This window comes from Caenibius sp. WL, assembly GCF_019803445.1.
Taxonomy (GTDB): Bacteria; Pseudomonadota; Alphaproteobacteria; order Sphingomonadales; family Sphingomonadaceae; genus Caenibius.
Genome location: NZ_CP081844.1, coordinates 1,257,654 through 1,276,737 on the forward strand (window position 1 = coordinate 1,257,654; position 19,084 = coordinate 1,276,737).

The window sequence follows — 19,084 nt, forward strand, 5'->3', positions numbered from 1 at the left end:
GCGGATCAGAGCTTCGCGATCACCTGATCGGCGAAACGCGAGAGATCGTCGATCTTCTGCTGCAGCGGCTGGGTGTCTTCTTCCACCGCGTAGAGGCTGCGGAACGCGATCGGCATGTCGGTCACACCGATATCCTGATAGTGCTTCACCAGGTCCAGCGTCATTTCGCCCATGGCGGTGGCGAAAATGCGGAACGGCTTGTCCTGCGTGCCGTATTCGACGCGGTATTGCTGGATCTTGGCCAGCATCGCGGCCATTTCCTCGCGCGTGCCGTTGCCCGCGTGCATGAACCCGTCGTTGCGGGCGGCGCGCTTGAACGCGGCGTCGGAGAAGCCGCCGATCAGGATCGGCAGCGGCTTGGTCGGCACCGGGTTCAGCTTGACCGGATCGAGATCGTAGAATTCGCCGTGGTATTCGAAATAGCCGCCCGCGCAGAGGCCGCGCACGATATCGATGCATTCATCGAAACGCTTGCCGCGCTTGGCGAAATCGACGCCCATCGCCTTGTAGTCTTCCGGCCACACGCTGAGGCCGACGCCGAGATTGAAGCGGTTGTTGGTCAGCGCCGCGATGGAGGAGGCAAGCTTGGCCGAATAGAGCGGCGGGCGCACCGGCAGCTTGACCACGTTGGTCGTCATTTCCAGCTTGGTGGTGGCGATGCCGATGGCGGTCGCCATGATAAAGCTTTCGATGAACGGCTTGTTTTCGAGGAATTCGCGGCCACCGTCCTCGGTGTAGGAATACTCGGTGTCCGAGGCCTTGGGATAGATCAGGCTGTCGGGGATGACATAGCCGGCATAGCCGTTCGCTTCCGCCGCTTGCGCAAGCGGGATGTAGTTCGAAACGGCCGTCATGGCTTCGGCGTAGTGGAACCGCATTTTTCTCTCCCGAGGGTAACAAGGTTGGACGCAGTTAGACGAGTCTGCCCGCGCAAAACAAGGGGGACACAGGTGTTATATCGATACGCCCGCCCGCCGTGCATCGCTGCGCACCGGTTTCCCGGATCGGGAAGCCGCGCGGCGATGCCGGATCGGGATCGGATCAGGCGTTGGCACGGGCAAGGTCGGCTTTGAACGAGCGCGCGGCCAGCGCGGCAAGAATGGCCCCCGCCAGCACCAGAACCGTCATCGAAAGCAGACTGTACCGCATCGCATCGTGCGCGAACAGCGGCGTGAGGAAATCGCTGGCCAGCCCGGCGATCGGCGGGCCGAGCACGCTGCCGATCAGATTGATGATGACCACGAACACGCCCACGGCCTGGGCCCGTTCGCCGGGCGGGATCAGCCGCGAGATCGCGCCATAGGCGGGCGCGGTCCACAGCGCGCTGACATAGGCGCTGGTGATCAGCAGCACCGCGACTCCGGGGGCGCTGAAGCCGCCGAACCCGAAGCGGATGCCGCCGGGAAGCAGGAACGTGACGACCAGGATCGGGATCGTGGCGAACAAGCCGATAGCGGGAATGCGCAATTGCCAGCTTTCGTTGCGATGGCGCAGCTTGTCGACCAGCATGCCGCTGCTCACCACGCCCAGCACGCCGCCGACGGCGGAACCGATCCCCAGCCAGGTGCCGGTTTCGAGCACGGTGAGCCCGTGGGAGCGGGTGAGATAGGCCGGTAGCCAGGTGATCCCGGCATAGCCGAAAATGTTGTACACCCCGACGCCGAGCGCGATGTAGCGCAGCGATGGCGTGGCGAGGTAGCGCTTGATCGCCTGCGCCATGCTCGTATCCATGCCCGGCGCGGCGGCGGTGGCCACGGTGCGGGCCTGTTTCGGCCCGGTCAGCCAGATCAGTACGCCCAGCGCGACACCGGGCAGCGACAGGGCGATGAACGCGGTCTGCCAGCCCCAGTGGGCGGCGATGGCGGCGCCGCCCGCCAGCCCCGCCATCACCCCCAGTTGCGAGGCAGAGGTGAGGACGCCGAGCGCGGTGGAGCGCCGCCGTTCGCTGAACAGGCCGGCGACCATGGCTTGCGAGGACGGCATGGCGCCGGCTTCGCCGACCCCCACCAGAACCCGCGCGATGCCCATCTGGACGATATTGCCGACCACGCCGCAGGCCGCGCTGGCGAGGCTCCAGACAGTGGCCGAGATCGCGACCACGCTACGCCGCGACCAGCGATCGCCCAGCCGCGCGAGGGGAAGCGTGAACAGCACGAAGCTGATCATGAACGCGGGCCCGCCCAGCAGGCCCAGCACCGAATCGCTGGTGCCGAACGCTTTCTTGATATCGGGAATCAGGATCGAAAACACGAACCGGTCAGCATAACTGAGCGTGTTGATCGCCAGGAGCAGAATGAGAACGTAGCCCGCATAGAGGCCAGAGCGATTTTCCGCGGTGTCGTGCGAATCCGGACCGTTCACACACTTCTCCCAATATCTCTGTCGTTGCGGCGATATAGAGCGGTTTCCGGGCCGCCGGTCCAGCGCGCTGGGAAAATTTTTTACCGCAGTCAAAATTTATTACATTTTGTCACGATTATACGCTTGTTTCGGCCACCTGCGGCGGGGGCGACTCTTGCCGTTGCCCGGCGGCGGCCCTACCACCGGGCGATCAACCACAATGAGGATCGAATATGGCGCGCACAGTTCTTATCACCGGCGCGGCGTCGGGCATTTGCCGGGCGACGGCGGACGCCTGCCGGGCGGCGGGCGACCGGGTGATTACCGTGGATATGCACGATGCCGATATCGTCGCCGACCTGACCACGGCCGAAGGCCGGGCCACGTTGGTGAGCGAGGCGGAACGGCTGGCCCCGGAAGGGCTCGACGCGGTGCTGGCGGGTGCGGGCCTGTCGCGCGCGGACATGCCGCGCGAAACCGTGGCGGTGAACTATTTCGGCGCGGTGGCGACGCTGGAAGGGCTGCGGCCGCTGCTCGCCAAATCCGCCCGCCCGCGCGCCGTGGTGATCTGTTCGACCGCCGCGATGCTGCCGGGCAACGATCAACTGGTCGACACCTGCCTTGCGGGCGATGAAGCGGCGGCGCTGGACATTGCCGCCGCCGCCCCGCGTTCGGTCTATCCGGATTCCAAGCGCGCCATCGCCAAGTGGCTGCGCCGCACGGCGGGCAGCCCGGAATGGGCCGGTTCGGGCATTCTGCTGAACGGCGTCGGACCGGGCGTCGTCGAAACCGCGATGACCGCGCCGATGCTGAAAGACCCGCAGATGATCGAGATGATCAAACTGTCGAACCCGATGGTGGTGGACGGCTACGCCAAGCCGGAAGAAATCGCCGAATTGCTGGTCTTCCTGCTCGGCTACACCAACCACTATCTCGTCGGCCAGCTGATCTATATCGATGGCGGCACCGATGTGGTGATGCGGCCTGAACAGGTCTGAGCCACCGCGGACGGGCAGCGAGGGAAGCGATCTAAGGCCGCATCCGGCCTTTCCCCGCTTCCTCTGCCAATCAATCGCCGCCCGCCATACTCGCGGTGCTTTGCGACATCTGCACCACCGCGTCGCGGATCGGCATCGCGCGGATGTGGTCGGCCGATGGGCCGGTGCCCGATGCGAACCACACTGGCCCGTCGCCCAGATGCGCAAGGCATTCCGCCGCCACATCGTCCGGATCGGCGGCAGGGAAATCGGGGTGGTCCATGTTCAGCCCGGTGCGGGCCATGGCCGGGGTCCGCGTCGCCCCCAACACCAACGCCAGGGCATCGACGCCCGCCGGTTGCAACTCGTACCACAGCGCTTCGGCGAAAGTGATGCTGAACGCCTTGGCGGCGGTGTAGATCGCCATGTTGCCGGAGCCGGCCAGCCCCGCCATCGACGAGACCAGCACGATCCCGCCCTTGCCGCGTTCCCGCATCAGCGCGCCGTAATGGTGGGCAAAACTCGCCTGCCCGGTGACGTTGCAATTCAGCGTGGTCGCCCATTCCGCCAGCGGATAATCGTGGAACGGGGCGATCCGGTGCCCGGCCCCGGCCATGAAGACGAGCAGGCCGACGGCGATATCGTCCGTCAGCTTGCGCGCCTCATCCACGGCATCGGGGCGGGCGAGGTCGAGCGAAAGCGTGCGCACTTCGCGGCCCGTGGCGCGGATTTCAGCGGCCAGTTCCTCCAGCGGGCCCGGCTTGCGGGCGAGGAGGACGAGGTTGAACCCCTGCGCGGCCAGTTGCCGGGCGAGAGCAGCGCCCACGCCTTCGGAACCGCCCGCGATCAGGGCCCATGGGCCGTACCGCTCGACCAGCGCGGCCATCAGCCGGAGACCGTGTAACCGCCGTCGATCGGCAGCGTCTGGCCCGTCACCCACGCCGCGCCGGGGCTGGTGAGGAACAGAATCGGCTGGGCGATATCCTCCGGCGCGCCGAGACGGCCGAGCGGGGTGCGCTGCAACGTGGGGGCCGTCCAGGCTTCCTCAGCGAACGTGCCTGCGGTCATCTTACTTTGAGTCAGGCCCGCCGCCACCGCGTTGACGCGGACGTTGCGCGGGCCCCATTCGACCGCCAGCGCGCGCGTCAGGCCGAGCAGGCCTGTCTTGGCCGAACCGTAACCCGGCACGATGGGAATGCCGAAGTATGACGACATCGATGCGATGCCGACCACCGATGCGCCGCCTTCCAGCTTGCTCTGCGCCAGCAGGTCCACGCTGCGCCGCGCCATGCGGAACGCCCCGATCAGAAGCATGTTGACCGCGCGGGCGAAGATTTCCGGCTCGTATTCGTCCAGCCCGAGGCTGGGCAGCGCCATCCCCGCGTTGTTGATCAGGATATCGAGCCGGGGCAGCGCGGCGGCCACCGCATCGATGCTGGCGCCATCTTCGATATCCATCTGGAGATAGCGATAGCCCGAAAGGTCGGCGTCGTACTCCCCGGCGCTGCCGCGCGTCCCGGTGATCGTGACATCGGCCCCCGCATCGCGATAGGCGGCGGCGGTTGCCGCGCCGATCCCGCTGGTGCCGCCGGTGACCAGCACATGCGCGCCGGAATAATCGAATGTGACTTTGCTCATACCTTTTCAACCTCCACCCAGCGCCGCTCTGCCGCCGAACGGCGCGCTGCATCGAGAACTGCCTGCCCGGCGGCGGCATCGCGGAAATCGCCGGCCGGTTCGGGCAGCGGCGGCGCGCGCCCTTCCAGCCGGGCCTTAATCTGGCCGAACAGTTTGGCGTAAGGGGCCACGTCGAAACCCTGCGTGTGCCAGCGGTCCATTTCGGTCTGGATCAGTTCGCTGACCGGGAACGGCGTGGGCGCCGCATTGACCAGTTCGGCAGGCATTGCGATCTGGCGGCGTTCGCCACTTTCATCCTGCACCCACACTTCCTCCGGATCGCCGAAGGCCGCGCCCGACTGAATCCAGGCCGCGCCTTTGGTGCCCGCGATCTTGGCCGACATCACGAACGGACCGGGGAACGCCAGCGCGGCTTCGATCACGCCCTGACAGCCGTTTTCGGTCTCGAACTGCACGGTGTAGTAATCGTCGGAAGTCTGATGCGGGCGGCCCGGGGTCAGCTTGCGCAGAATCGCGCTGACGGCGGTGATTGCGCCCACGGTGGATTGCACCTGATCGATCATGTGCGTGCCGAACGCGCCGAGGAAGCCGCCGCCCTGGCCGGCGTCGGTCCACCAGTCGGCCAGTTCCTCGTTCGGATCGCCGCCCGGCTGCTGATAAATGCGGTGGAACATCAGCGGATCGCCGATCGTGCCGTCCTGCACCACGCGGCGCAGCAATGCCTGCGCGCTGTCGAAGCGGAATTCTGCGCCCAGTGCATGGATCACGCCCGCCTTTTCGGCGGCGTCCAGCATTTCGCGCGCCTGCGCCAGATCCTTGGCGAAGGGCTTTTCGCACATCACGGCGCGCCCGGCGGCAATCGCCTGCATCACCGGGGTGTAATGCGCGTGTGGCGGGGTCGCCACGGTGACAAGCTGGATCGCCGGATCGGCCAGCGCTTCATCCAGACTGTCGGTGGCCAGCGGAATATTGAGCGGCGCGGCGCGCTGGGCGGTCTTTTCGCGGTTGCGGCCGACGATGGCGCGCACTTCGAAGCCCGCTTCGCGCAGCGCGCGCACGTGAGTGAACAGGCCGAAGCCCGTGCCGACGACGACCGCGCCGGGGAGAGTGCCTTGGGTAGTCATGCAGTGGTCCTTGATGTTTTCCGGGCTTGGCGAATGATGGCCGTGCCGCTGTCGGCAAGCGCGCGCGCGGCATCGGCGATGGGTAGGCTGGCGAGTTCGGTGGAGAAGACTTCCACCGAAATGGGGGTGCGGGCGCCGATGGCGTCCAGCGTGCGGATCAGGCCGATCAGGTCGAAACTGCCCTGGCCCGGCAGCAGGCGGCCGGTCATCAGTTCTTCCCACAGGTCGGCCTGCGGCGTTGCGGGCGCATCGTTGATCTGCACGGTGAAAATCCGCTCACCCGGAATCTGCGCGAGTTGAGCCAACGTCGATCCGCTGCGGAACAGGTGCCAGCTATCGATGGTCAACCCGCCGTTGGGCCGCCCCGCCGCTTCGACGATGCGCCAGGCGCTGGCAAGATCGGGAATGCCGCCCGTAGGCAGGAATTCGATATGCGCCTTGAGACCGTGCTCTGCCGCCTTGTCGCACAGCGCGGCGAAAGCTTCGGCCGCCGCGTCAGGATCGACGGCGATGTTGCTGATTTCCACCGCCTGGACCGAGCGGGCACCGATCCGCGCGGCGGTTTCGATCACGCGCTCGGGCGTCAGGGTGTGGATCAGTTCGCCCAGTTCGTCGGCGGCAGGCTTGGCGCGCTGGGCGGGCAGCCAGCAGGCGGTGCAGTCGATTTCGTTCACGACAAGGCCGTGATCTGCGATCCGCCCGGCAATGTCCGCTGCCGTCATCCCCTGCGCTTCCAGCGCCCAGACATCGGTGGGCATCAGGGCGAGGCCCTTGAACCCGGCATCGCGGAAAGCGGGCAACCGGTCGAGCAGGGGCACATGGCCGAACGGAGGCGCGGCAACGGTGAGATCATCAGGTCCGAGCATCTCAGTTTTCGCCCCGGAAATTGAGTTCGAGGAGGATGCCGTTGCGTTCCTCCACGAAGATCTGCCGCAGCCCGATCTGGGGAATATCGCTGGTGGCATAATCCATCCCGGCCGCTTCCAGCCGGGCGACGATCCCGGTGCGGTCGTCGCATTCCAGCGCGACGTGATGCACCGAACCGCCGCCCCGGGCGGGGGTGAACGGCATCATCGCATCGCTGGGATACTGGGCGTCGATCGGGCCGATATGGATGATCGGCCGGTCCGCCGGATCGTAGATCCAGCAGCCCGTTTCGATGGAGGGCGCGCCGGGCGCGATCCCTTTCCTGAGACCCAGAAGGTCGCAGAAGAAGTCCGCGGTGCCCGGCACGTCGGGCGTGCGGATGTTCACATGGTCGAGCGAGAGGACAGCCATGGCATCAATCCACGAACTGGCCGGTGTCGACCGCGGCGGCGGGATCGAGCGCGTCTTCGCCGCGCATTTCGAGATCGGCCAGCGGCAGGCGCCACAGCTTGACCGGCGGGGTCGTTTCGGTGCGGATGAAGCGCAGGCCCCACTGGCCCTTGTCATGCCCGAAGCTGTTGACCCAGTTGCCGCTGATGCCCGGATCGCGTTCGGAAATGACGATGCGCACGGTGCCGTCGGGCTCCGCGTTGAAGCGGTAATTGTTCACCCAGCCGTTGCCATCTTCGAACGTGTCGAGGTTTTCCTGCCAGATATTGCAGATCTGGAAATTCCAGTATTCGCATTCGGGCGGCGTGAATTCGAGCACCAGCGCCTCGTCCAGCCCCTTCTGCCAGCCGCCGAACGCCACATGCCGATCGGGCACGCCGCCGTTGGACAGGTACTGCGCCCGGCTGAAATCGAGCCGGTTGAGCTTGGCCGAGAAATTGCCCTGATTGCCCTGCCACCAGTTGCGCACCAGTTCGGCATAGCCGAGCACCGCCTGGCCGGACCAGGCGAGGCCGTTGGCCATCAGCGCCGGGGTCAGCGGTTCGGGCTCCGCCCCGTCGATCCGTTCGATCCGCAGATCGGGCGAAATCTCGTTGGCGCGGTCGCTCCACACGTAGCGGATCAGGATGCAGTTGGTGTCCGCATCGAGCTTGAGCCAGTTCTTGCCTTCGCCCGGATCGTTCTGCGACAGGATGATCTCGAACGATCCGTCCGCGTTCATGTGGAGTTGCTGGCTGCCGAGGAAATTCGTGGTCTTGAGATTGGACGGATCGAATTCCTTCAACCCTGCCACGCCCGCCTGCGCCCAGTCGCGCGCGCCGGCATCGGCGGGCGCGGGGGCGGTGCACAGAGCAAGCACGAAATAGGGGATCGTGCCCGGCGTGCCGACTATGCGGTAATCGCGCGCTTCGTCGAACTGGCACATCAGGTGATCCTGATCGACCGTCTGGAAATTGATCGACTGGCGCCACACCATGTCGCGCAGGCGCGGGCGGGTGGGTTCGGCGTTTTCAATCAGCCGCTCGAAGCTCGACCGGGCGACGCGGGTAAGGAAGCGATACCATTCCGCGCGGTCGAGATCGGAGGGTTGATCGCCGAACTGGTCGATCATTGTGCCGGCGACTTTCAGCGTGTCGCAGAAATCTTCCCATGCCTGGCCGGAAAGCAGGCGTTCGGCCGCTTTGGTTTCGATTGCAGTCTTGTCCATCTCAGTCCTCCCACCGCACGGGGTAGCGGTCGTAATAGAATTGGAAGCGTTCGCGCAGGCGGGCGACGTCCACTTCGAACACCCCTTCGAGATCGTAGATCACGCGGCCATGCTGGTGGCGCGGATTTTCGGCGAGATAGCCGAGCAGGCTGGCCTCTGCCGCGGGCGTCAGTTCCAGCCCGGCGAGATCGTAAACCTGCCGCAGCACGCCTTCCTGATCGGCCATGTATTCGTGGAACAACACGTCGAGCGATTGTTCCGGCCCCCAGGCATCACGCTGGGCCACGCATTCGCGCAGCAGGCGCTCGATCCGTTCCGCCCAGTGGCGCGCGCAGCCCGGCGGGTCCACCGGATCGCGGCGGATGCGGTCGCCATAGGCCAGCATGGTGGTCAGCGAACGGATCACCGCCACCGGATCGCGGTGGGTGATGACCAATGTCGCATCGGGGAACGCGGCTTTCAGCGGCGCGAGATTTTCCATGTGCTGCGGCGATTTGAGAATCCAGCGGTTCGGCCCGCGGAACCAGGTCAGCACTTGCAGCACCTTCTTTTCGTAAAGGTAGCTGCCGGTGCGATCGTGCGCGAAATAGTGGTCGATCCAGCGCGGGATGCGGGTCTGGAATTCCCAACTGTAGCAGTTGAGATCCATGTAGAGCAGTTCGTTGTCTTCGTGGATCGAACTGGCTTCCATCCCGTGCATCGCCGCCATGTGCGGCAGCATGGATTCGAAATGGCCCCAGAATTCGGCGGAGCGGACTTCGCGCGGATCGGGCTCGCCCGGCGGAGGCGGCGGGGCGGAGGGGACGGGTTCTTCCGATTCCCACAACGTCAGCGAACGCAGCCGTTCGTCGCGCGCCAGCCAGTTGACGAGATGCGTGGTGCCCGAACGCGGCAGCCCGGCGATAATCAGCGGGCGGTCGATTTCGATGTCGAGGATTTCGGGATGCCGCTTGACCAGATCCTCGATCCGCAGGCGGTTGGCCATGACGCGCACGGCATGATCGAGAATGGTGATCCGCCCGCCGCGCGTCAGCCCTTCGTCCTCGGCCAGGGACTGGATGACGACGGCCAGCCGTTCGCGGAAGCCGGTATCCTCGCCGAAATCGGTGAGGCCGCCGGTCATGGCGCTGGCGCGGGCGAGAATGCCGTCCACGTCGATATCGGCGGGGAAATCGGCCGGGCCTTCGCGCGCGGCGGCAATCGCCGGTGTGATGCGGGGGTCGGCCAGATCGTCGATTACAATGTCGTTGGGGGCAGTCATGCGGGTTCCTGATTGAACGTCAACATCACCTTGGCGGATTGCACGGCATCGCGGGCGATGGCGAGCGCGTCGGTGAACTGGGAAAAATCGAGGCGATGGCTGATCAGCGGGGACAGGTCCTGCCGGCCCCCGGCGATCATTTCCAGCGCTTCGCCGAATTCGGGTTTGCGGTCGTCGGCGATCGATCCGCTGATGAGGATTTCGTTCGCCATGACTTTGAACAGGTCCACGCTGGCGGGCTTCTTGTAGAGCGCGATGATCGCGATGCGTGCCTTGTATTTGGCGATGGCGATCACTTCCTGCAGCACGGCCTCGACACCGACGCAGTCGATGAAGACATCGGTTTGCGCAAAGCGTGCGCCGAAGCGGTTGCCTTCCCCGTGGAAGCGGCACAGCGCATCGCTGAGGCTTTCTTCCGCCGTGTTGACGGCAAGGCTCGCCCCCAGCGCTCTGGCGCGGTCGAGGCGGCTGTCCACCCGGTCGAAAATCGCGATATCGGTGCAGCCCAGATGGCGCAGCATGGCCACGGCGCACAGGCCGATAGGCCCGGCGCCGAGCACGGCGACCTTGTGATGCGCCTGCACGTCCAGCAGCCGCATCCCGTGCAGCGCGACCGAGAGCGGCTCTGCCAGCGCGGCTTCGCCATATTCGACATGATCCGCCAGCGGATAGAGCGTCGATCCGATTTTCGCCTGCGTGACGCGGATATAATGGGCCATCGCCCCTTCGGGCCCGCCGCCGCCGATATAGGCATCGTCGGGGTTCACCGCGACGCGCAGGCCCGGCACGATGCGATCGTCCACGCCCGGCCCGGCCGAAACCACTTCGCCCGCGAATTCATGGCCGATGGGCAGCGGCTCGCCAAGCGGGCCGCCCAGGCCGCCCTGCGCGATATAGCTCAGATCGCTGCCGCAGATGCCGCAGGCGGCTACGCGGACAATGGCTTCTCCGGGGCCTGCTTCGGGCACGGCCACCGTATCCAGCCTGACATCGCCGGGGCCATGGATGCGTGCCAATTGCATGGTAGCGCCCATCATCGTCTCTCCAGTCATTGCTGTGTTGTTGGGGGGAGAATGCCACCGGCCCCGCCATGCGGCCAGCGCTTGTTCTATCGTATCTGTGCGTTTATCGTGAATTTGTGATGCAAAATTCGCTCATCGATTTCAGCGGAGGAACCGGGCCCGAAGCGGAAGCGCAACCCCGCCCGTGGACCGTTCTGGCCGCGCTGACGATTCCCGACGCGCATATCGAACTGCGCCGCTACGACCTGCCCAGCCCGAACGAGATGCTGGAACTGGACGATGCCCCGATCTTCTCGCTCAGCCTGCCGCGCGCGGAAGGGATGAACGGCAGAATCACGTTCGATGGCGGGGAAAAGGGCGGGCACCGGGTGGGGCGGATGATGTTCCGCCCGGCGGGTGTGGCCATGTATTCCACCGGCGATGGCGGGACGATGGAAATCATGACCGTGCGGATGGACCCGGACCGGTTCCGCACCATCACCGGCCTGGAAAGCTGGGACCCGATCAGTCTGCAACGCTGCGCGATGATCACCTCGTCCACCATGTTCGCGCTGACGGAGCGGCTGCGCGGCGAAATCACCGTACCGGGCCACGGGGCGGAAGTGGCGGCCGAAGCGCTGGTGCGCCTGCTGATGGTCGATATCGGGCGGCAGATGCGCATGCCCGCGCGCAAGGCGGGATCGCGCGGCGGCCTCGCCCCGTGGCAACTGGGCCGGATCGAGGATGCGCTGCGCGGGGCGGAGGGGCACTGGCCGACCACGGCGGAATTGGCCGCGCTGTGCGGGGTCAGCCGTTCGCACCTGTCGCGCAGTTTCATGGAAGCCACGGGCAAGCCGCTGGCCGATCACGCCGCCGCCGTGCGGCTGGAACGCGCGCAGGACATGATCCGTGGCGGCAGACTGGCGATGAACGAGATCGCGGCTGCGCTCGGCTATGCCACGGCCAGCGCCTTTAGCGCCGCTTTCCGCCGGATGACCGGGCGCACGCCGAAGCAGTTCGTGCGGTTGTTGTCATAGAGGTGGGAAGGGGGATTCCTTTGCCCCTGAACTGGTTTCAGCATCCATCCCTCCCCACAGGCAAGGCATGATCCGGAGACATGGACCCTGAAACAAGTTCAGGGTGACGAGGGAGTGACGATGGGGGATGATGGTCAGGCCTTCGCGCATGACTTTCCTACACGCGCCAAATTTGCCTTAATCTGCGGGATGAAACACGCCCCCATATCGCCCGCTGCATCCCTCACCGGAACACTGCCCTCGCGGAAAGTCACACCGGACAAGCCGCCGATGGCGATCCCCATGAATGGCCAGCCCGGCAATGCTGCGGGTTACGGTATTCTGGCCGTCAGGCTCGGACCAGAAACGCCCCGCACTTTCGGGCCGTTCTGTGTCAACCTTGCTCGTCATTGCGAGAAGCGGAGCGACGAAGCAATCCAGAGCCCAGCGCGCAACGGCTCTGGATTGCTTCGGCCTGCGGCCTCGCAATGACGGATATGCTTACAACGAGGGATCGATCAGCACCTTGCATTGCGCCGGGTTGTTGCGCAGGCTTTCGAACACCACCGGCACTTCGTCGAGGCTGATCGTGGCGGTGTGCATCGGCCTGGCGTCGATCACATTCCGGGCCAGCGCGTCGATCACCGCTTCGAAATCGCGCTCGTTATACGCCTGGCTGTAGATGATCGAGACTTCCTTGCCGAGCGCGGCGACATGCAGGACCTTGTCTTCGGTGAACAGCACCCCGGCCACGACCACGCGGCCGCGAATGGCCGCCATGTTCACCGCCTGCTGCACCAGCCCCGGCATGCCCACGCATTCGAACACCACGCTGGGGCGGGTGCCGGTCAATTCCATGAACCGCTGGCCCGGATCTTCCTTGCTCGGATCGATCGTGGCGGTGGCGCCCAGCGCCATGCAGCGTTCGCGCCGTTCCACCGCCGGTTCGCTCACCACCACGTGCGCCGCGCCCGCCGCGCGGGCGAACAGGGCGACCGCCGCCCCGATCGGGCCGCCGCCCATGATCAGCACCGCTTCGCCCTTGCGCATGTCGGCGCGGCTGAAGGTGTGATGGCCCACGGCGAGCGGCTCGATCATCGCAGCCTCGACATCGCCCACGCCCGCGGGCACTTTCTGCACCATGTCCGCCCGCGCGGCGACGTATTGGGCATAGGCGCCCGGCGTGTCCAGCGTCGTCCCGGCGAAGCGGCCGTTGGGGCAGAGCTGAGGCAGGTGCGCATCGCACGCTTCGCAATCCTTGCACGGGAACAGCGGCACCGCCGTCACCCGGTCGCCCACTTTCCAGTCCCCGGCCACGCCTTCGCCCAGCGCGGCGACGGTGCCCGCGAATTCATGGCCGAGAATCAGGCCCGGCGCGGCAAAGCCGGGGTGCTGCGTCATATGCAGGTCGGACCCGCAGATGCCTGCGCCGCTGACGGCGATAACGATCTGCCCCGGCTGCGGGCGCGGATCGGCAACGGTTTCGATTGCCAGCGGCTTGCCCGCTTCGTGAAAGACGGCAGCGCGCATGGCTCAATGCTCCAGAAGGTGGCGGGCCTGTTCGGCCACTTGCGGATCGGCCTGTTCCTGGAAAAACCGGATGCGCCCGGCGAGCGATTGCTCGGTCATCTCCGGCTGGCTGGAGACCCAGAATTTGTTGGCGGCGATCTGTTCCATCATCACGCGCGACCCTTCGGCCAAGTCCATGCCATAGGCGGCCATCATGTCGTGCATCGCCTTGCGGTGCCCGGCGGAGGCGGCGGGTTCGCCCTTGCCCGCGCCGGCATCGAAAATGCTGGTCTTGATCATGCCCGGAATGACCGAGGACACATGGATCGGCGCCTGCTTGAGCTGCATTTCGAGGAACAGGCATTCGCTGAACGATTGCACCGCGTGCTTGGTCAGCATGTAGGCGGTCTGCGTGGGCATCATGCCGAACGCGCCGATGGAGGCGAGATTGGCGATCCAGCATTCTTCCCCGGTGGCCAGCATTTTCGGCACGAAAGCGCGCACGCCGTGGATGATCCCGTGGATGTTGATGTTCAGCGTCGCTTCCCAGCGCTCCGCCGGGATTTCCCAGGTATAACCGATGGTTTCGATGCCCGCGTTGTTGATCAGCAGGCGGACGCTGCCATGCCGGGCGAAGACCTCTTCCGCCAGCCGGTCAAGTTCGGCGGGTTGCGACACATCGACGACCATGGCTTCCGCCTTGCCGCCCTTGTCGCGGATGTCCTGCGCCACGGCTTCGGCGGCGGCGGGGTTGATATCGGTCACCACCACATGCATGCCCAGTTCCCCGGCACGCCGGGCAAAGCCCGAGCCGATCCCTGCGCCAGCGCCGGTGATAACGGCCACGCCCCCTGCGAATTTTTCCTCGTGCCCAGTCATCGTTTTCTCTCTGATTCGGTATGGTTTGCCATTCGATTGCCTTGCCCGCGGCGTGCGGGCAAGGCTTATCGGGCAAACCTGTCAGGGAGCCATCCAGTGGCCGCCGTTCACGTCGAGCGAGGCCCCGCTGACCACGGCCGAATAATCGGAAATCATCATCAGCACGGCGCGGGCGCAATCGTCCTGCGGCGGGATTTTGCCGATGGGGATGTCCTTGGTGATGAAGCCGACGACATCTTCGCGCTTCTTGCCCTGCGCCACTTCCGACTGGATGAAGCCTTCGACCGGCGCACCGTGAATCCAGCCCATGCGGCAGGTGTTCACGCGGATGCCATAACGGCCGAGATCGGTGGCCATGTACTTGGACAGCACGTTGACGCCGCCCTTGGCCACGGCATAGCCCATTTCCATGCCGTGTTCGGTGCCATAAGGCTTGACCGAAGCCATCGTCGACACGTTGACCACCGCGCCGCCATCCTTGAGGTAGGGGATGCAGGCCTTGGTCAGGCGCAGCGTGCCGAGGCAGTTGATGTCGAAGATCTTGGCCCAGTCTTCCTCGTCGGCATTTTCGACACCGGTCCAGTCGCCATGGTAGAACGCGCTGTTGACCAGGCCATCGATCCGGCCGGTGTAGGCATCGGCCGCCGCCTTGGCGAGCGCCTTGCACTGTTCCGGATCGCTGATGTCGCACGGCACGGCCACGGCCTGCCCGCCTTCGGCAACGATTTCACCCGCCACCTGATCGAGGAATTCCTTGTTCCGCGCGGCGAGCACGACTTTCGCGCCTTCCTTGGCGGCGATGCGGGCAATCGCCTGGCCCATGCCAGGGCCCACGCCGCTCACCACCACGACTTTGTCTTTCAGCAACATCGGTATATCCTTTCCTTATGGTCTCTGTTTTTTGAGGAAGGCGATCAGGGCATCGGCCAATGCCGGGCCCTGTTCTTCCTGTACGAAATGGCCCGCGCGCGGGATGCGGACATGATCCTGCCCCGCCGCGCCCGCGACGCGGCGCTGGAACACATCCTCCCAGCCTATGGTGGCCGGATCGCTGTCGCTGAACGCGGTGAGGAACGGGCGCTCCCAGCTTTCGAGGAAGCGCCAGGCCGCGCGGTTGGCGTCCAGCCCTTCGGCCCCTTCGGCGATGGGAATGCCGCAGGTGATCTCCAGCACGCCCGCCTTGTAACGGGCATCGGGGAAAGGCGCGTCATAGGCGGCGAGCACGGCATCGGCGGGCCGGGTGACGCAGGGCCCCGCCACGAACTCGCTCACCGGCAGATCGCTCGCCGTGCGGCACAGGTCGATCCACGCGGCAATCGCGTCGCCCGGCCAGCCGGCCACGCCCAGCGGCGGCGGATCGCAATTCTGCAGCAGCGTGTTGGTGGCCAGCACGGCGGCAAAGCGGTTGGGCATGTCCGCCAGCACGCGCAGCCCGATGGGGCCGCCCCAGTCCTGGCAGACCAGCGTGATTTCCTTCAGGTCCAGCGCGGCGACGAATTCGCGCATCCAGCCTACGAAACGGTCGAAGCCATAGGCGCTGCGCGCGGCGGGTTTGTCCGATTTGCCGAAGCCGATCATGTCGGGCGCGATCACGCGATAGCCGGCGTCCGCCACCGGCCCGATCATGTGGCGGTAGAGATAGCTCCACGTCGGGTTGCCGTGCAGCATGAGCACAACGGGCGCATCGCGCGGCCCCTCGTCCACATAATGCATCCGCAAGGGCCCCAGATCCGCATCCGCCACATCGACATGATGCGGGGCGAACGCGTAATCCGGCAGCCCGTCGAAACGGGCGTCCGGCGTACGCAGCAACCCGGGACGGATTTCCATCGCCCGCCTGCCTCAGGCGATGAAGCGGGCGCGGTACTCGGCAAATTCGCGGCGGATAGCCTCCTCGTCGAGGCCGAACCGTTCGAGCGAATATTCATGCGCCGGGCGCTGCTCGCGGCGGTTGCCGGCGAGGAATTCGGTCAGCGCTTCTTCCAGTTGCGCATTGCGTTCGATGCCGATGCGCGAAAGCACGCGTTCGGCCTGCACCAGCGGTTCCTTGGCGACCTGGCGATAATCGATATCGATGAAGCGATCCTCGCCGATCCGCGCGCGCGCCGCCATGAAGCTGCGCATCCATCCGGCCAGCCGCTGGAACCAGAATTCGCCCACTTCCTTGTCGGTGAGATCGGAGCTGAGCTTGTAGAGCGCGGCTTCCATGCTGACGTAGGACGGCACCACGTCCAGCGGATCGCGATGCGTCATGATCAGCAGCGCATCGGGGAAGGCGTTGGCGACCAGTTCCGCATAGGGCAGGTTGGACGGGCTTTTCAGAATCCACTTCTTGCCGCGGCGGCTCGGGTCCTGCCACTGCAGGTATTTGAGGATCGTCTTGAGTTCCTCGTGCCCTTTCGACTGGTCGTAGGTGTCGAGCCAGCGGGTGAAGCTGGGGCAGAAAGTCATCCCTTCGACCATCGTGCTGACGAACATCTGGCCGAGGATGATGATTTCCTCGTCCGGCGCTTCCGGGTCGAGCGGGTGGATCGAATTGAGTTCGGGCGACAGTTCGAGCCAGCCGTCGATCATCGCCTGGGCATAGGCGCGGCGTTCGGCCGGGTTGCCCGGTTCTTCGCCCGGGAAGGGGGCGAAATTCTGCACTTCGTACCAGCGGATCGCGGTCATGCCGGGGGCGGCGGCCAGCAGGCGATGAAAAATCGTGCTGCCGGTGCGCGGCAGGCCGAGGATGACACCGGCGACCTCCACCTTTTCGTCGAGGATTTCGGGGTGCCGCTTGATATCCTCGATCATGCGCAGGCGGCTGGTCAGCCCCTTGACGATGACTTCGGTCTGCCCCGCGAAGCCGATCGGCGTCAGCTTGGCTTCCCGGTTGGCCGAGGCGATGAACTGATCCATCGGTTCAAGGAACCACATGTCTCCGAAATCGCTAAGCCCGGCGCGTTCGCGGGCCTGGGCCAGAAGATTTTCGCGGTCGAAAGCGGGTGTCTGGGTTTCGTCGGCAGTGCTGGCCATGGTCCTCTCACTTCAGCTTGCGGCGAGGTGTAGAGAGGGGCGCACACCGCTGCAATACGCTTTTCCCGGCCGGATCATCGCGAGAAGGACAAAATTCCCTATTCAGGCCATACATCGGGAGTGGGCCCGGCATCGCGATCGGATGGCGCGAACCGCCCCAGCGGCAGAGGGCCCGTAGGCCCCCGGCATCACAGCGGCGGGCCGCCGGTGGATGCGGTCAGCCCGCCATCGACGACGATTTCCGTGCCGGTGATATAACGCGCTTCATCCGAAGCGAGGAACAGCACCGCGTGGGCGATGTCCCATGCATCGCCCATCTGCCCCATCGGCACCTGCGCATGGCGGCGGGCCATCATCGCTTCGTATTCGCCCCCGGCGTAGCGGTCGGCAATCCGTTTCAGCAGCGGGGTGTTCATCAATCCGGGCACCACGCAATTGAGCCGCACCCCGGCCTTGGCATAGGCGACCGCCGTCACTTTGGTGAAATGTATCAGTCCCGCCTTGGCGGCGGCATAGCCGACCTGATCCTTGCCGATCCAGCGCATCCCCGCCACGGACGAGACGTTGACGATGGCGCCGCCGCCCTGCGCTTCCATCACCGGCAGGGCATTGCGGGTGGTGAGGAAGGCGCTGGTCAGATTGAGATCGAGCTGCTGTTCCCACACCTCCGGTTCCATGGTGGCCGGAGTGCCGGGTTCGGATTGGCCGACATTGTTGACGAGAATATCGAGCCTGCCGAACCGCGCCACGCAATCGGCAACCGTCTGCGCGACCGCCTGCTTGTCCGTGACATCGCAGGCGGCGACATGCAACGCGTTGCCTTCTTCCGCGATCACCGCCCGGGTCGCTTCGGCCGCGGCCAGATCGCGGTCGACCCCCATCACGGTTGCCCCCTGCCGGGCGAGCAAAGTGGTGATCGCCTTGCCGTTGCCCCATCCCGGCGCGCTCGATCCGCAGCCGGTGACCAGGGCGATTTTCCCGTCCAGTCTTAACATTGCGCTCTCTATCCTCTCTTGTAGATGTGGGTTCGGGCCGGGCCGGGAACGGCTGCCTCTGCCGCGAAGGAACTAGCCACGATGCCGCACCCCCGCATAGCTTTGATCAGTGCGCTGGCCCAATCGCCGGGCCCCGCGATGGCGGCGATGGACGAGGAGTGGCCGCAGGCGCGCTACCACAACCTAATCGACGATTCGCTCGCCGGCGATCTGGCCGCGCTGGGGGCGATCACGCCGGATATCGTGGTGCGGTTCCTGGCGCTGGGCCGCTATGCCGCGGCCGCATCGGATGGCACGGCGCGCCTGGCGGGCGTGATGTTCACCTGTTCGGCGTTCCGCCCGGCAATCGATCGGGTGAAGGCCGATCTGCCGATCCCGGTGATCTCGCCCAACGAAGGGGCCTTTGAGGAAGCGCTGGATATCTGCGCGGCGCGCGCGGGCGGCGGTGCGGGGCGGCTGGCCATCCTGCTCAGCTTTGCCGGATCGCTGGCGCCGCTGACCGATGAAATCGCCGCCATCGCGGCGCAGCGGGGGCAGCCGGTGCCGGATATCGCCGGGGTGGTGGCCGATGGCGCCCTGTCCGCGTTGCAGGCAGGCGATGGGGCCGCGCATGATAGGCTGATTGCCGAAGCGGCGGCCACGATTCCCCCGGTCGATGCGGTGATAATCGGGCAGTTTTCGATGGCCCGCGCCGCGCCGCTGGTGGCACGAAGCCGGGCCGAGCCGGTGTTGACCACCCCGCATGCCGCCGTGCGCAAGCTGCGCCGGCTGGTGGAACGGCAGGCGGCATAAGCGCGGCATG

At 65.7% G+C, this 19,084-nt stretch carries 20 protein-coding genes; 4 read left to right on the forward strand and 16 right to left on the reverse strand.

The window, feature by feature from the left end; translation table 11 throughout:
- Positions 1-5: 5 nt before the first annotated feature.
- Together K5X80_RS05840 and K5X80_RS05845 are read right to left on the reverse strand one after the other, a co-directional pair.
- A complete protein-coding gene (locus K5X80_RS05840) occupies positions 6-878 on the reverse strand; it encodes an LLM class flavin-dependent oxidoreductase (protein ID WP_222559903.1) in 873 nt (290 codons plus the stop codon).
- A 163-nt stretch (positions 879-1,041) separates the two neighbouring features.
- Complete coding sequence (locus K5X80_RS05845) at positions 1,042-2,361, reverse strand: spinster family MFS transporter (protein ID WP_222559904.1); 1,320 nt, start codon at positions 2,359-2,361, stop codon at positions 1,042-1,044.
- Between the two features lie 212 nt (positions 2,362-2,573).
- Here K5X80_RS05845 and K5X80_RS05850 point away from each other — a divergent pair, with 212 nt between their 5' ends.
- Positions 2,574-3,338 carry an SDR family oxidoreductase gene (locus K5X80_RS05850; protein WP_222559905.1) on the forward strand — a complete coding sequence of 255 codons (765 nt, stop codon included), beginning with the start codon at positions 2,574-2,576 and terminating at the stop codon, positions 3,336-3,338.
- 70 nt (positions 3,339-3,408) lie between these two features.
- On the opposite strand, the gene K5X80_RS05855 is transcribed toward K5X80_RS05850, so the two are convergent.
- From K5X80_RS05855 to K5X80_RS05890, 8 genes are read right to left on the reverse strand one after another with little or no spacing between them, the layout of a single operon-like run.
- Positions 3,409-4,203, reverse strand: a complete 795-nt coding sequence (locus K5X80_RS05855; RefSeq protein WP_222559906.1) for an SDR family NAD(P)-dependent oxidoreductase — start codon at positions 4,201-4,203, stop codon at positions 3,409-3,411.
- Positions 4,203-4,955 (reverse strand): SDR family NAD(P)-dependent oxidoreductase, encoded by a 753-nt coding sequence (locus tag K5X80_RS05860; RefSeq protein ID WP_222559907.1) that lies wholly within the window; start codon positions 4,953-4,955, stop codon positions 4,203-4,205. The genes K5X80_RS05855 and K5X80_RS05860 overlap by 1 nt, the downstream gene beginning before the upstream one ends.
- A complete protein-coding gene (locus K5X80_RS05865; RefSeq protein ID WP_222559908.1) occupies positions 4,952-6,079 on the reverse strand; it encodes a Gfo/Idh/MocA family protein in 1,128 nt (375 codons plus the stop codon). Before K5X80_RS05865 ends, K5X80_RS05860 begins: the two co-directional genes overlap by 4 nt.
- A complete protein-coding gene (locus K5X80_RS05870) occupies positions 6,076-6,945 on the reverse strand; it encodes a sugar phosphate isomerase/epimerase family protein (protein WP_222559909.1) in 870 nt (289 codons plus the stop codon). The genes K5X80_RS05865 and K5X80_RS05870 overlap by 4 nt, the downstream gene beginning before the upstream one ends.
- 1 nt (position 6,946) lies before the next feature.
- Positions 6,947-7,357 (reverse strand): VOC family protein, encoded by a 411-nt coding sequence (locus K5X80_RS05875; RefSeq protein WP_222559910.1) that lies wholly within the window; start codon positions 7,355-7,357, stop codon positions 6,947-6,949.
- Positions 7,358-7,361: 4 nt separating this feature from the next.
- Entirely contained in the window at positions 7,362-8,603 is a 1,242-nt protein-coding gene (locus tag K5X80_RS05880) for a DUF1214 domain-containing protein (RefSeq protein WP_222559911.1), read from the reverse strand.
- 1 nt (position 8,604) lies between these two features.
- The gene (locus tag K5X80_RS05885; protein WP_222559912.1) at positions 8,605-9,864 is read right to left on the reverse strand and encodes a sulfotransferase family protein; all 1,260 of its coding nucleotides are present in this window, start codon (positions 9,862-9,864) and stop codon (positions 8,605-8,607) included.
- Positions 9,861-10,901: a zinc-dependent alcohol dehydrogenase gene (locus K5X80_RS05890; RefSeq protein WP_222559913.1), complete on the reverse strand. Its 1,041-nt coding sequence runs from the start codon at positions 10,899-10,901 to the stop codon at positions 9,861-9,863. The genes K5X80_RS05885 and K5X80_RS05890 overlap by 4 nt, the downstream gene beginning before the upstream one ends.
- Before the next feature lie 104 nt (positions 10,902-11,005).
- Here K5X80_RS05890 and K5X80_RS05895 point away from each other — a divergent pair, with 104 nt between their 5' ends.
- Positions 11,006-11,902, forward strand: a complete 897-nt coding sequence (locus tag K5X80_RS05895; RefSeq protein WP_222559914.1) for a helix-turn-helix domain-containing protein — start codon at positions 11,006-11,008, stop codon at positions 11,900-11,902.
- Positions 11,903-12,022: 120 nt separating this feature from the next.
- Entirely contained in the window at positions 12,023-12,373 is a 351-nt protein-coding gene (locus K5X80_RS05900) for a hypothetical protein (RefSeq protein ID WP_222559915.1), read from the forward strand.
- 9 nt (positions 12,374-12,382) lie between these two features.
- Here the strand turns inward: K5X80_RS05900 and K5X80_RS05905 are convergent, their stop codons facing one another.
- The 6 genes from K5X80_RS05905 to K5X80_RS05930 all read right to left on the reverse strand — a co-directional run bounded on the left by K5X80_RS05905 (position 12,383) and on the right by K5X80_RS05930 (position 18,282).
- Positions 12,383-13,411, reverse strand: a complete 1,029-nt coding sequence (locus tag K5X80_RS05905) for a zinc-dependent alcohol dehydrogenase (RefSeq protein ID WP_222559916.1) — start codon at positions 13,409-13,411, stop codon at positions 12,383-12,385.
- 3 nt (positions 13,412-13,414) lie between these two features.
- Positions 13,415-14,269, reverse strand: a complete 855-nt coding sequence (locus tag K5X80_RS05910; RefSeq protein WP_222559917.1) for an SDR family NAD(P)-dependent oxidoreductase — start codon at positions 14,267-14,269, stop codon at positions 13,415-13,417.
- Between the two features lie 81 nt (positions 14,270-14,350).
- Positions 14,351-15,139: an SDR family oxidoreductase gene (locus tag K5X80_RS05915; protein ID WP_222559918.1), complete on the reverse strand. Its 789-nt coding sequence runs from the start codon at positions 15,137-15,139 to the stop codon at positions 14,351-14,353.
- A 15-nt stretch (positions 15,140-15,154) separates the two neighbouring features.
- Positions 15,155-16,099 carry a haloalkane dehalogenase gene (locus tag K5X80_RS05920; RefSeq protein WP_222559919.1) on the reverse strand — a complete coding sequence of 315 codons (945 nt, stop codon included), beginning with the start codon at positions 16,097-16,099 and terminating at the stop codon, positions 15,155-15,157.
- A gap of 12 nt (positions 16,100-16,111) precedes the next feature.
- Positions 16,112-17,287 carry a sulfotransferase family protein gene (locus K5X80_RS05925; RefSeq protein ID WP_222559920.1) on the reverse strand — a complete coding sequence of 392 codons (1,176 nt, stop codon included), beginning with the start codon at positions 17,285-17,287 and terminating at the stop codon, positions 16,112-16,114.
- Positions 17,288-17,475: 188 nt separating this feature from the next.
- Complete coding sequence (locus K5X80_RS05930) at positions 17,476-18,282, reverse strand: SDR family NAD(P)-dependent oxidoreductase (protein ID WP_222559921.1); 807 nt, start codon at positions 18,280-18,282, stop codon at positions 17,476-17,478.
- Between the two features lie 81 nt (positions 18,283-18,363).
- Between K5X80_RS05930 and K5X80_RS05935 the strand changes: the two genes are divergently transcribed.
- Positions 18,364-19,074 (forward strand): arylsulfatase, encoded by a 711-nt coding sequence (locus K5X80_RS05935; RefSeq protein ID WP_222559922.1) that lies wholly within the window; start codon positions 18,364-18,366, stop codon positions 19,072-19,074.
- Positions 19,075-19,084: the final 10 nt, after the last annotated feature.